Annotated in this window: 8 protein-coding genes and 3 pseudogenes; 7 read left to right on the forward strand and 4 right to left on the reverse strand. The window is 32.4% G+C overall.

Annotated features, from left to right (window positions below; genetic code table 11):
• Positions 1 to 5: 5 nt before the first annotated feature.
• On the reverse strand, positions 6 to 1,451 hold the full coding sequence (gene nirK / locus ACPWTF_RS20755; protein ID WP_427872819.1) for a copper-containing nitrite reductase: 1,446 nt from the start codon (positions 1,449 to 1,451) through the stop codon (positions 6 to 8).
• 258 nt (positions 1,452 to 1,709) lie between these two features.
• Here nirK and ACPWTF_RS20760 point away from each other — a divergent pair.
• Together ACPWTF_RS20760 and ACPWTF_RS20765 are read left to right on the forward strand one after the other, a co-directional pair.
• Positions 1,710 to 2,968: pseudogene (locus ACPWTF_RS20760) on the forward strand (aminotransferase class I/II-fold pyridoxal phosphate-dependent enzyme).
• 123 nt (positions 2,969 to 3,091) lie between these two features.
• Positions 3,092 to 3,580, forward strand: a complete 489-nt coding sequence (locus tag ACPWTF_RS20765) for a hypothetical protein (RefSeq protein ID WP_379797907.1) — start codon at positions 3,092 to 3,094, stop codon at positions 3,578 to 3,580.
• A gap of 60 nt (positions 3,581 to 3,640) precedes the next feature.
• On the opposite strand, the gene ACPWTF_RS20770 is transcribed toward ACPWTF_RS20765, so the two are convergent.
• The 3 genes and pseudogenes from ACPWTF_RS20770 to ACPWTF_RS20780 all read right to left on the reverse strand — a co-directional run bounded on the left by ACPWTF_RS20770 (position 3,641) and on the right by ACPWTF_RS20780 (position 6,360).
• Complete coding sequence (locus ACPWTF_RS20770) at positions 3,641 to 4,186, reverse strand: hypothetical protein (protein WP_427872821.1); 546 nt, start codon at positions 4,184 to 4,186, stop codon at positions 3,641 to 3,643.
• 40 nt (positions 4,187 to 4,226) lie between these two features.
• Positions 4,227 to 5,347: pseudogene (locus tag ACPWTF_RS20775) on the reverse strand (GTP cyclohydrolase).
• Positions 5,348 to 5,391: 44 nt separating this feature from the next.
• A complete protein-coding gene (locus tag ACPWTF_RS20780; protein ID WP_427872823.1) occupies positions 5,392 to 6,360 on the reverse strand; it encodes a transporter in 969 nt (322 codons plus the stop codon).
• 123 nt (positions 6,361 to 6,483) lie between these two features.
• Between ACPWTF_RS20780 and ACPWTF_RS20785 the strand changes: the two genes are divergently transcribed.
• From ACPWTF_RS20785 to ACPWTF_RS20805, 5 genes and pseudogenes are all read left to right on the forward strand, one after another.
• Positions 6,484 to 6,777 (forward strand): DUF4834 family protein, encoded by a 294-nt coding sequence (locus tag ACPWTF_RS20785; protein ID WP_177210233.1) that lies wholly within the window; start codon positions 6,484 to 6,486, stop codon positions 6,775 to 6,777.
• Between the two features lie 49 nt (positions 6,778 to 6,826).
• On the forward strand, positions 6,827 to 9,271 hold the full coding sequence (locus tag ACPWTF_RS20790) for a YfhO family protein (protein WP_427872824.1): 2,445 nt from the start codon (positions 6,827 to 6,829) through the stop codon (positions 9,269 to 9,271).
• Between the two features lie 264 nt (positions 9,272 to 9,535).
• On the forward strand, positions 9,536 to 9,724 hold the full coding sequence (locus ACPWTF_RS20795; protein WP_427872826.1) for a hypothetical protein: 189 nt from the start codon (positions 9,536 to 9,538) through the stop codon (positions 9,722 to 9,724).
• Positions 9,725 to 9,744: 20 nt separating this feature from the next.
• A pseudogene (locus tag ACPWTF_RS20800) lies at positions 9,745 to 11,030 on the forward strand (glycosyltransferase family 4 protein).
• 35 nt (positions 11,031 to 11,065) lie between these two features.
• Positions 11,066 to 12,535, forward strand: coding sequence for a polysaccharide biosynthesis C-terminal domain-containing protein (locus tag ACPWTF_RS20805; RefSeq protein ID WP_250835415.1), 1,470 nt, complete (start codon positions 11,066 to 11,068; stop codon positions 12,533 to 12,535).
• The last annotated feature ends 43 nt before the right edge of the window (positions 12,536 to 12,578 follow it).

Consider the following 12,578-nt stretch of genomic DNA (forward strand, 5'->3'; position numbering starts at 1 on the left):
TGCTGTTATCTTAAAGCTTTAACCATTTCTGGTGTGACTTCTGTTTTATTGTTACCCCAGCTATTATAAATGTAAGTCAATACATTTGCGATTTCATCATCAGATAAATTCTGAGCAGGCATTACGTTGTTGTATTTTTTACCGTTAACGGTTACTTCTCCAGTTAAACCATGAAGAATTGTTTTAATTGCACGTTTAGAATCGGCATTTAAATAATCTGATTTTGCTAGAGGAGGAAAAGTACTTGGAATTCCTTGTCCTTCAGATTGGTGGCAAGCGAAACATGTTGTTCCAAAGATTTCTTTACCAATTTTAACTTTCTCTTCAACAGTACGTTTCGGAACTGCAACTTTTGCAGTTGAGGTTCCTGGCATTTTTTGTATTGTTCCGCCCTCAGGCAAGTAAATACCCTCTTGAATGGTTCCTGAGTAAATGTTTTTATTTTCTTTTCCTTCAACTTTAAGCATTCCCAAAGCCCCTTTATTAAATGCTCTAAAAATAGAGTGATCAACTAAAATAAAAGTTCCCGGAGTTTCTACTTTAAAATCTACAATTGCTGCACCACCAGCAGGAATTAAAGTAGTCTGAACATTTTTATTTACTGTACTTCCTCCTTCAACATGCACATTGTCAAATATTTCTCCAATAACGTGAAAAGAAGAAACTAAATTAGGTTCGCCATTTCCAACAAACAAACGAACAGTTTCGCCAACTTTTGCGGTTAATTCACCACCATTTGTTAAAGCACCAACTTTTCCATTAAAGACAACATAATCAGGAGTTTCTTTTACCGCCTTGTTCATGTCAAACGGCTGAAGACCTTTTGCACCATATTCGCCTTGAGTATAAAAATCACCCTGCATTACATAGTATTCTTTATCAACAGGAGGAAGTCCGCCTTCTGGTTCAACCAAAATTAATCCGTACATACCATTTGCAATGTGCATTCCCACAGGAGCAGTAGCACAGTGATAAACATACAATCCAGGATTTATAACTTTAAAGCTGAATACTTTTTCGTGTCCTGGAGCTACAAGAGATGAGGTTGCTCCACCGCCTGGACCAGTTACAGCGTGTAAATCGATATTGTGAGGCAATTTGTTATCAGGATGGTTTTTTAAGTGAAATTCAACTTCATCGCCAACACGAGTTCTAATAAAGCTTCCTGGAACAGAACCTCCAAATGTCCAATACGTATATTTTACACCGTCAGTCATTGTTCCTTCTTGTTCTTTAATTTCCATGTTTAGTTTCAGTTTCATCGCTGTTCTGCTTCCGACTGGTTTAGGAACATGAGGAGGAGCTGTAAGTTCGGCATCCATTTCGCCTTCAGTCATAATATTTGCATACGACTTGTCTTCATTTTTTTTGCAGCTTCCTAAAATGAGCAACATAAATAACGTGCAGATAAGAAAGCTTGTTTTAATCCAGATTTTGATAGTTCTTTTCATGATATATTTAGATTTAGTTTTGCGTTAAATTTCTAAACAAAAATAAAAGACTTCTTTATCCTTTATTATGATATTAATCATGTTTTTACACAATTACAGAGTTAAGAAGCTTTTTTGGGATTAAATAAATAGATGTAAAATCTTATATTTCTTTTGTGACCGAATATTTTTTAATAAAAATAATTGAGGCTCTTCATTTTAAATTAATAATGATTATTTTTGCTCGCTGATTAAGTAAAAAAAATTACTACATATATTATGGTAAAAGATTTATTCGAAAGAATTCAGGACAATAAAGGGCCTTTAGGAAAATGGGCTTCTCAAGCAGAAGGTTATTATGTTTTCCCAAAGTTAGAAGGAGAGTTGGTGCTAGAATGCAATTTCACGGAAAAAATATTTTAAACTGGAGTTTAAATGATTATTTAGGTTTAGCCAATCATCCAGAAGTTCGTCAGGCAGATACTGATGCAGCAATTCAATTTGGTGCAGCGTATCCGATGGGAGCTCGTATGATGTCTGGACACACTACGTACCACGAACAATTAGAGAATGAATTGGCAGAGTTCGTAATGAAAGAATCTGCTTATTTATTAAATTTTGGTTACCAAGGAATGGTGTCTATCATTGATGCCTTGGTTACTAAAAATGACATTATTGTTTATGATGTAGATTCACATGCTTGTATCATTGATGGTGTTCGTTTGCATATGGGTAAACGTTTCACATACAAACACAATGATTTGGAAAGTATGGAGAAAAACCTGCAGCGTGCTACTAAAATGGCAGAAGAAACAGGCGGAGGTATTTTATTTATTACTGAAGGTGTTTTTGGAATGCGCGGACAGCAAGGAAAATTAAAAGAAATTGCTGAATTAAAGAAAAAATACAATTTCAGATTGTTGGTAGATGATGCTCACGGTTTTGGTACTTTAGGTAAAACTGGTGCTGGAGCAGGTGAGGAGCAAGGAGTTCAAGATCAAATTGATGTTTACTTCTCTACTTTTGCAAAATCTATGGCTAATATCGGTGCTTTCGTAGCGGCTGATAAAACAGTTATCGATTACTTGAAATATAACTTACGTTCTCAAATGTTTGCTAAAGCTTTACCAATGATTCAAACAATTGGTTCTTTGAAACGTTTAGAGTTATTACGTAAATCTTCTGCAATTAAAGACAAACTTTGGGAAAACGTAAATGCATTGCAAAGCGGTCTTAAAGAAAAAGGATTTAACATTGGAGATACCAATACTTGTATTACTCCAGTTTACTTAGAAGGAAGTATTCCGGAAGCAATGGTAATGGTAAACGATTTAAGAGAAAATTACGGAATTTTCCTTTCTATTGTGGTTTATCCAGTTATTCCAAAAGGAATTATTTTGTTAAGAATGATTCCAACTGCCTCTCACACTTTAGCCGATATCGAAGAGACTTTAACAGCCTTTGAAGCGATCCGTGAGAAATTAGTTAACGGAACTTATAAAGAAATTGCTGAACGTACAACGGTTGACGTTTCGTAAATTCTTGTAAAAATAGATTTCCTTAAGTGGGAATTATGTAAAAAAATCCATTCGTTCTACGAATGGATTTTTTTTTATTTGAGGTAACTTTATGTCATAATCACAAAATAAAAATAAAGAATTATGAAAAAAGTACTAACACTAATAGCTGTACTTTCCTTGTCGGTTTTTGCTTCTTGTAAAAAAGAAACAACGACGATAGAGCCGGTACAAATTACACCAAGTCCGCCAAAAGAAGCTGAACTTGTAGAGCCTGCGGGAGATCAATGTTATGCTTGGCGATTGAACGGAAGTATTATAGAAATGAGTTTTAATGTTAATTCCCATCAGGAAGTAAACGGAAAATTAAGCTATAATTTGGTTGGAAAAGATAAAAACGAGGGAACCTTAATCGGGAACATGAAAGGCGATACTTTAATTGCTGATTATACCTTTAATTCGGAAGGAGTTTCATCTGTAAGAGAAGTTGCTTTTCTACAAAAAGATGGAACTTTTATTGAAGGATACGGCGACGTGGTAACCGCTAATGATAAGGTTTCTTTTAAAGATAAATCAAAACTGAAATTTGATCCAAAAAATACTTTGGTAAAAGTGGATTGCAAAGTAGAGTAATGATGTGTTTTATAAAAGTGAAAAATCCATTCGTTTGGGCGAATGGATTTTTTTTATTTTTTAAAATTTTGTTTCATGACCTATGTAAATAAGTGAACCTCCCATACAACTGTTTTCTCCAGTTAAAATTCCTCTGTTAAACAATGCATGGGCATACATTGTTAAGTCTTTGTCATCAAGATAAGAATACCATTTTTTGTTCTTCTTTATTTTTTCAGCAAGTAAGTTAAAGTTAATTTTAGATTCTAGTTTCTTCAAGTCATTTACTGAATAATATTCTACTCCCAAATTTGCAATTGCACTGTCATTTTTAAACTCAAAATATCTTTCCTTGTTTTTTAAAGCAATTTGATATGCCTTGAGTAATCCTTTTTCAGTATATGGAATTTTATATTCATGATGAATTGCCCCTTGTAAAAAGTTACCTTTCGTACATATTTCTCTAACTTCATTGGTATTTAGGTTTTTAATCTTAATGACCAGGAAAAATTGAAAAGTACCACCTTGATTTAGTGCTTTAGCATAATTTTCATATAAAAGATCTTTTTTATCATTTGTAAATGAAAAAGAAATTATGATTAAAAGTATTATGCCAATTTTTTTCATACTATAAACTGAAAACTGCGACTGCGACTAAAAACTAAAATTAAAGATTCTTTAAATAAGTCTTTCTCTGACAGTGAATAACTGGATCAAAGTTTTTCCAAAGCAAATGGATTGCATTATTTTCTAATAATTCTGGAGTTCTAATGCAATTTCTAATTCCTTTTTCTGAAAAAGTTTTGTAATATTCATCAAAAATTAATGCCGTTACACCTTTGTTCTGGTAATCTGGATGGACACCAATTAAATAAAAAACAACATCTTTACTGTGTTTTTTAGCCTTTAATAATTGTAGAAAACCAAACGGAAATAATTTTCCTTTTATTTTTTGCAGTGCTTCTGTAAAACTTGGCATTACAATGCTAAAAGCGACTAAATTATCATCTTTATCAACAACAAACTTAATATATTCTGGATTGATGAAACTGATGTATTTCTTTTTGAAATATTCTTTCTGTATATCAGAAATCGCTACAAACGAAGCCAGTTTCTCGTAAGATTCATTAAACAAATCAAACATTTTGTCTACGTGAGGCATAATGTCTTTTGTTTTGGTAAAAGTTAGAGATCTTACTTCGTAACGTTTTTTGATTAAAGCCACAGCTTTCTGAAAGAACTCTGGTTTTACATTTGAAAAAGGGAAGATACTTTCGATATATTGTTTTTCAACCTGAAATCCTAATTGTTCAAAATGAGTTACATAATAAGGATGATTATACCAAGTAATCATGGTTCCAACCTGATCATAACCTTCAGTAAGAACTCCAACTTTGTCTAGATTCGAGAATCCCATTGCAGACCTTCAGCATGCTCTAAGTTGTGTTTTCTTCCTAATTCATAAACTTTTTCTAGAAGTGCTTTTGTAACTTCAATATCATCAATTACATCAAACCATCCAAAACGAACTTTTCTTTTGTGCTGATTATTCACTTCAGACCAATTAATAATGGCAGTAATACGCCCAACAATTTTATTGTCTCTGTATGCTAGATAAAAATAAGCTTCAGCATTATCAAATGCAGGATTTTTGGTTTTATCAAAAGATTCCAATTCATCTGAAATAATAGGTGGTACCCAATACGGATTGTCCTTATATAATGAGAAAGGAAATTTAATGTATTCGGTTAATTCTTTCTTGCTTTTGGCTTCTTTAATTGTAATCATTAGGTGGTATTAATAGTCCTTAAAAAGGATCTAGTTATTTATGTTTATTCGTATTTTGCTTTACGTTTTCTTTCTTTTTCCTGATAATCAACTTTTTTCTCGTTGTCAGGATTCTTTTTAGCTCTATCAGCCGCTTTGTTTTCAATTTGTTTTTCTTTGTACCATCCGTCATAACGCCATGATACACCAACGCCTCCATATACAATAGATGGTGTGTTTTTGAAATTAGTAGTTATAGAAGCATCAACCTGCATATTCGAAGATAGCAAAAAAGCAGCTCCAGCACGAAGGATTGAATCGCTATAAAAATCACTTTTATGTCCTTGGTTTTCAATAAAACCAGACCATCTATCATTGAATCCGTGCGTCAAAGTTAAGATATATCCGTAACTTGGATAGTCTGTGCTGATATAATCTGCAAAAATATTAGTAACAAACACCCAAGATCCGCCTCCTAGCAAGTTTTGCGTGATCAATGAAACTTTAGGTGAAATAGCTCCATCTGGAGAAAAATAGTACGGATTATTTGCGCCAACAAAATTAGCTCCAGCAAAAACCGAAACCGCTGGAATTAATTCGCGCCATTGAAAATTACGATTGGCTCTATAGCTGTAAATGTTTACTTCTCTCTTATAGTTTTTGTATGGATCATAAATAAGATATTTAGCTCCTAAAACCGTTTGTCTGAAATTGTTCTTTTTGTAACTAGTATACGGAGTATCAAAGTTTTCTGTTTGATATTGTAAATCTACAACAAACTCTAGCTGTTCTAAAAAAGCTCCATATCTTAGGGTTAAATCTGTACCAAATCCGCTGGCATCATAATCTAATAAATCGTGTTTTTCTTTAATGCCATAAACACCAAGTTCGGCCTGAATTACAGATTTTCCGACAGCATATGCTGACATGGTTTCTCCTGGGCGATTGGAATTAATAACATCAGTATATTGCGCAAAAAACAGTTGTGGAATAAAAAAAAGTACCGGGGCAAGTAAGTTTTTAATTTTGGACATATAATTTTTTTTGGATTAAAAAATAATAACGCATTTCAAATGTACATATTTTATTATTTATTTAAGATTCATATTTTATTTTTAAGGAATGGATTTATTAATTTTGGAAAAAAATATATAGTTATGCAAGAAGCATCATTTTCAGGTTTGTTTAAGACCATCATGTGGGTTATAGCTTTTTATTACATTTTTAAATTTTTAGCTAGAATCTTTTTGCCAGTATTGGTAAAAAAGGCGGTAGAAAATGCTAGTGAAAATTTTCAAAGACAGCAACAGCAGTATAATCAAAGCAATACGTATCAGAACAAACAATATACAAATAATAATGATGAAATAATCATTAATACCGCTAATGCTAAAAACCCGCGCGAAACCAAAAAAGTGGGAGAGTATGTCGATTACGAAGAAATAGATTAGATTTGTGTCCTGAAAATTTAGGATTCATTTTAACCCAAACTAGCCAAAATTGAAAATAGTAAATAAGTTCTATCCGCATGCCCTTGTTATCTTGGGCTTTATTTTTGTTTCGTTAATTTATTTTTATCCAGTTCTGCAAGGAAAACAAATCTTCCAGTCTGATATTGCTCAATATACCGGAATGGCAAAAGAGCAAAACGATTTTAGAGCAACGGAAAATGCTGAACCTTATTGGACAAACTCTGCTTTTGGAGGTATGCCAACCTATCAGCTTGGAGCAAATTATCCGAACGATTTTATTGGTAAGGTTGATGACGTACTGCGTTTTCTTCCGCGTCCTGCAGATTACTTATTTTTATATTTCCTTGGTTTTTATGGCTTATTATTGGTTTTAAAAACAGATCCTTTAAAAGCCTTTATAGGTTCAATTGCGTTTGGTTTCTCCACTTATATGATTATTATTTTAGGGGTTGGGCATAATGCTAAAGCGCATGCTATTGCCTATATGCCTTTGGTGATTGCTGGTTTTATACTCGTCTTTCAGAAGAAGTACATTAAGGGAGGTCTGCTCACCATGTTTGCCGTAGCACTAGAAATTAGTGCCAATCACTTCCAAATGACCTATTATTTATTGATTTTCTTATTGATACTTTCAGGTTATTATGCTTTTAATTATATCAAAGAAAAAGATTTTAAAGGACTTCTAATCTCTTGTGGAGTTTTACTAGTTGCAGGGATTTTTGCCTTAGGTGCCAATGCAGGTAATTTAATGGCAACCAACGAATATGCTAAATACAGTATCAGAGATAAAAGCGAGTTGACTTTTAATCCAGACGGATCTAAAAATGAAACGACTGCTTCTATGACTACAGATTATATTACAGAATATAGTTATGGTATTGCAGAAAGTTTAAATTTAATTGCACCAAGAATTTTTGGAGGTTCAAGTCACGAAAACGTGGGTACAGACAGCCGCATGTATGCATTTATGCTTGAACAGGGAGTTCCTGCATCTCAAGCTCAGGATTTTGTTTCTGGAATGCCAACGTATTGGGGAGATCAGCCAATCGTTTCTGCACCAGCTTATATTGGAGCTGTAGTTTTCTTTTTAGCAGTTTTAGCTTTATTTATAGACGAAAGAAAAATTAAATATGTTTTTCTTACCGGAGCACTTTTTACTTTGGTGCTTTCTTGGGGGAAAAACTTCTCTTTATTGACAGACTTTTTTATAGAATATGTTCCTCTTTACGATAAATTTAGAGCTGTATCTTCAATTCAGGTTATTTTAGAATTATGTTTCCCTGTTTTAGCCGTGATGGGATTACAATCATTCTTTAAAGCTAAAGATGAACCAAAATTGCAGCAGAAAGCATTAGTGCAGACAGGCGTTTTTGGTTTAGGTGTACTTGTTATTTTGCTAATAGCAAAAAGCTTCTTCCATTTTACAGGAACTAGTGATCAGTATTTCTTAGAAAGTTACGGGCCAGGTTTCGTTGATGCTTTAAAAGAAGACAGAATGACGATGTATTATGCAGATTTACTAAGATCTGGATTCTTAATTATAGTCACATTTGTAGTGCTTTGGATGTTTGTAAAGAATAAATTCTCTCAAACAACTACCTTAGTTGTTGTTGGATTAGTAATGATTTTTGATTTATTCTTTGTAGATAAAAAATACGTTTCTGCCAAAGATTTTGTAAGCCCAGTTCAGATTGCAGCTCCTTTTCAAGAAACGCAGGCAGATTCTCAGATATTAAAAGACACTTCGGTTTATCGTGTGTTTGACCTTCAGGGACAATTACAAGGAAGATCTTCTTATTTCCATAAAACAATTGGAGGTTATAGTGCTGTAAGACCAAGAAGAATGCAGCAATTGTATGATTATCAAATTGCTAAAAATAACCTTGAAATACTAAATATGTTAAATGTTAAGTATGTAATTCAAGTGAATAAAGACGGAAATCAAATTCCTGCTGTTAATCCAGATGCTAACGGAAATGCTTGGTTTGTGGGTGCTGTAAAACTGGTAAATAAACCAGACGATGTAATGAAAGCGCTAAACACTTTAGACACTAAAAAAGTGGCAGTTTTCAATGTTCACGAACATGAAGGTAAATTCCCGAACGCTCGTCTAAAAAAGCCTTGGGATACAACTGGAACGATAAAAGTAGTAGAGTACAAACCAAATTATATCAAATACAAATCTGAAAATAACGGAGATGGTTTAGCTGTTTTCTCTGAAATGTATTATAAAAATGGATGGAACGCTTATATTGACGGTAAACTAACAGATCATTTCCCTGTTGATTATGTTTTAAGAGCAATGGAAATTCCTGCAGGAAAACATACTATTGAATTTAAATTCGAGCCTCAGATTATTCAAACTGGAGGAACCATTACGTTAATAAGCTCAATTGGAATGTTGTTGCTTTTAGCTGGAGGGATTTATTTTGAGAATCGAAAAAAAAGTTCAAAAAGCGAACTGAAAGATTAAATTTTTAGATGAAAATCCCAAAAATTATTAAAATAGTTTTTTTGGCTATTTTTGATTTATTCGTTTTCATTTTTTGTGGCATTTTCATGATGGGGTATGATGATTCTTATTCAGAAACTCAAGGAGAATATTTTAGTTTTTCAAGTATGAAAATGGAATACAAAATTGTTTGGGGATTCTATAATTTTTGGATTGTTTTAAATTGTATACTTTTATCTTATATTATATTTAAACTTTATAAAAGATTTATTTTAAAATAATTTTATGGAGAAGAATAAAAACATTATTTGTGAAGTAAATCTAAAAGATACAGAACAAGAAAGAATAAATGAAGTGAAGTCGTTATCTTATCTAGAAAGATTAGAAAGATTGATGATACTTATTGAAGTCTCATATACATTAAAGAAAGTAAATAGAATCCCACTTAGAAAAGCTTTTAGTTCATTTTCTTAAATATTAATCATATTATTTCCTTGGAACAAAAAAAACTTTTAATAATTACCTATTATTTTCCACCTGCGGGATGGCTGGAGTACAGCGTTGGCTGAAATTTGTAAAATATCTGCCTGAATTTGATGTACAACCAATAGTTTATGTTCCAGAAAACCCAACTTATCCAATTGTTGATGAAGGTTTGGTAAGTGAAATATCAGATAAAGTAATCGTTCTAAAGAATAAAATATGGGAGCCTTATCAATTGGCTTCTATTTTTTCTAAAAATAAAACCAAGAAAATCAGTTCAGGAATTTTTCCTCACAAGAAAAAACAAACTTTTCTGGATAAAACATTTCTTTGGGTTAGAGGAAATCTTTTTATTCCAGATGCACGTGTGTTTTGGGTAAAACCATCTGTTTCTTATTTGGAAAAATACATTCAAGAAAATAATATTGATACGATTGTAACTTCTGAACCGCCACACAGTTTGCATTTAATTGGTTTAGAATTACAGCAGAAATTAAAAGTGAAATGGTTCGCTGATTTTCGCGATCCTTGGACAACTATTGGCTATCATAAAGCACTTCGATTATCTTCTTATGCCGAAAAAAAGCATAAGAACTTAGAATACAAAGTGCTTAATTCTGCAGACGAAATCATTGTAACAAGCAAAACTACAAAAGCTGAATTTGAGGCTATTACCAATAAGCCAATTACGGTAATCACAAACGGTTACGATGTTGAAACTGTCGAAAAACAGACGCTAGACACTAAATTTACCTTAGCCCATATTGGTTCATTTTTGTCTGATAGAAATCCGCCATTTTTATGGGAGGTTTTAGTTGAGTTGTTGCAAGAAGTTCCAGAATTTAAGACGCATTTAGAAATAAAATTAATTGGAGCAGTAAGTCAAGAAGTTCTTGATGCTATTCAAGAACATAGATTAAATGATTATTTGAATTTGGTAGGTTACGTTTCTCACAAAGAAGCCGTTTCGCATCAAAGAAAATCTCAAGTTTTACTTTTAATAGAAATTAATTCTGAAGATACTAAAAGTATTATTCCAGGAAAATTGTTCGAATATATGGTCTCAAATCGTCCGATAATCGCTATCGGGCCTCAAGGTTCAGACTTCGCCGATATCGTTACGCAGACCAATACAGGAGTATTTTTTGATTATTCTGAGAAAGCGAAGTTAAAAAGTGTAATTTTGGACTTTTTTAATCAGTTTTTGGAAGGGAAATTACAATCGCATGGAATTGGTTTACAGCAATATTCGAGAAAAAACCTGACCAAACAATTAGCACAGCTGATTAGAGGATAATCATTTAAAAATAAAATACAATCTAAACTCAAGAAATGGGTATTGTCTTAAATCAGTCTTTTAAAAACACTATAATTACATACATTGGTTTTGGTATCGGAGCCATTAATACGTTATACCTTTATCCTGTTTTTCTTGGAGCAACTTATTATGCATTAACCAATTACGTTACTTCTGCAGCAAACGTAATTATGCCCTTGTTTGCAATTGGAATGCAGAATACGCTTGTAAAGTTTTATTCGCAATATGAAACAGAAGAAGAAAGAGAGCAGTTTTTGTCTTTTACAGCACTGTTTCCCATTTTAATGTGTATTCCGTTAGGACTTATCGGAATCTTCTTCTATGACGATATAACCGATTTTGTTTCTAAAGAGAATCCAGTTGTTCGTGAGTTTATGCTTCTTATTCCGTTTATTGGAATCTGCATGGCCTATTTTGAGATATTTTACGCTTGGGCGAGAGTGCATATGCATTCTGTTTTTGGAAATTTTATAAAAGAAGTTGGTTTAAGACTGCTTTCTACATTTGCTTTGATTGGATTGTATTTCAACTGGATTAGTTTGGTTGAATTTGTTTATGTAACGGCAGGTATTTATTTTCTGGCTTTTATTGTCACAATGTTTTATGCATTTTATATTAAAAAACCGAATTTCCAGATTACAATACCAGAAAATGTAAAAAGTGTAATGGAGTATACTTTTTATATTATCTTGTCAGGAAGCGTTGCCAATTTGCTTCTAGATGGAGATAAGCTGATGCTGAATCAATACATGAAGATTGAAAATATTGCTTATTATTCAGTCGCTACTTATATCGCTTTGGTTATTTCAGTACCGAGCCGTGCCATGCATCAGATTGTGTACCCGATTACGGCCAAATTAATGCATGAAAACAAACATGACGAATTAAATCTGCTGTACAAAAAGACGTCAATTAACTTACAAATTGTCGGTGGATTTGTAATGCTGTGTATTTTTGTGAACATTCATCAATTGTATGAATTGGTTCCAAAAGAATACAGCGGAGGTATTTCAGTTGTATTTATGATTGGTCTTTCTAAGTATTTTGACTTGATTTTAGGAAATAATAACGCTATTATTTTCAATACCAAATATTACCGTATGGTATTGTATTTAGGATTAATGCTTGTGGTTCTGACCGTAATTCTAAATATGATATTTATTCCGATTTTCGGGATTTTTGGTTCTGCCTTTGCAACACTTTTGTCTATTACTTTATATAGTTTGGCAAAACTGCTTTTTGTGGTGAAAAAACTTCATTTATACCCTTTTACAAAACAGACTATTCATTCGATGCTCTTAACCTTTGCATTGTTTTTATTGTTTTATTTTTGGGAATTTCCATTTTTTCAATTAATAAGTATTGCTTTAAAATCGATATTAGTAACTATTTTATATCTGTACTTGAATTATAAGTTTAAGATTTCACCAGATATCAATAATGTTATAGATTCAATTTTTAAAAAATTAGGTTTTAAAATTTGATCTGATTTTTCTGTAAAAAAGAAAGTAATTTAAAAATCGTAGC

Origin of the sequence: Flavobacterium sp. MMS24-S5 (assembly GCF_050320125.1) — a bacterium.
Taxonomy (GTDB): domain Bacteria; phylum Bacteroidota; class Bacteroidia; order Flavobacteriales; family Flavobacteriaceae; genus Flavobacterium; species Flavobacterium tyrosinilyticum.

Bases quoted from the DNA above. Each gene is read 5' to 3' on its own strand.
- nirK (WP_427872819.1), bottom strand. From the start codon at position 1,451: ATGAAAAGAACTATCAAAATCTGGATTAAAACAAGCTTTCTTATCTGC.
- ACPWTF_RS20765 (WP_379797907.1), top strand. From the start codon at position 3,092: ATGAAAAAAGTACTAACACTAATAGCTGTACTTTCCTTGTCGGTTTTT.
- ACPWTF_RS20770 (WP_427872821.1), bottom strand. From the start codon at position 4,186: ATGAAAAAAATTGGCATAATACTTTTAATCATAATTTCTTTTTCATTT.
- ACPWTF_RS20780 (WP_427872823.1), bottom strand. From the start codon at position 6,360: ATGTCCAAAATTAAAAACTTACTTGCCCCGGTACTTTTTTTTATTCCA.
- ACPWTF_RS20785 (WP_177210233.1), top strand. From the start codon at position 6,484: ATGCAAGAAGCATCATTTTCAGGTTTGTTTAAGACCATCATGTGGGTT.
- ACPWTF_RS20795 (WP_427872826.1), top strand. From the start codon at position 9,536: ATGGAGAAGAATAAAAACATTATTTGTGAAGTAAATCTAAAAGATACA.
- ACPWTF_RS20805 (WP_250835415.1), top strand. From the start codon at position 11,066: ATGGGTATTGTCTTAAATCAGTCTTTTAAAAACACTATAATTACATAC.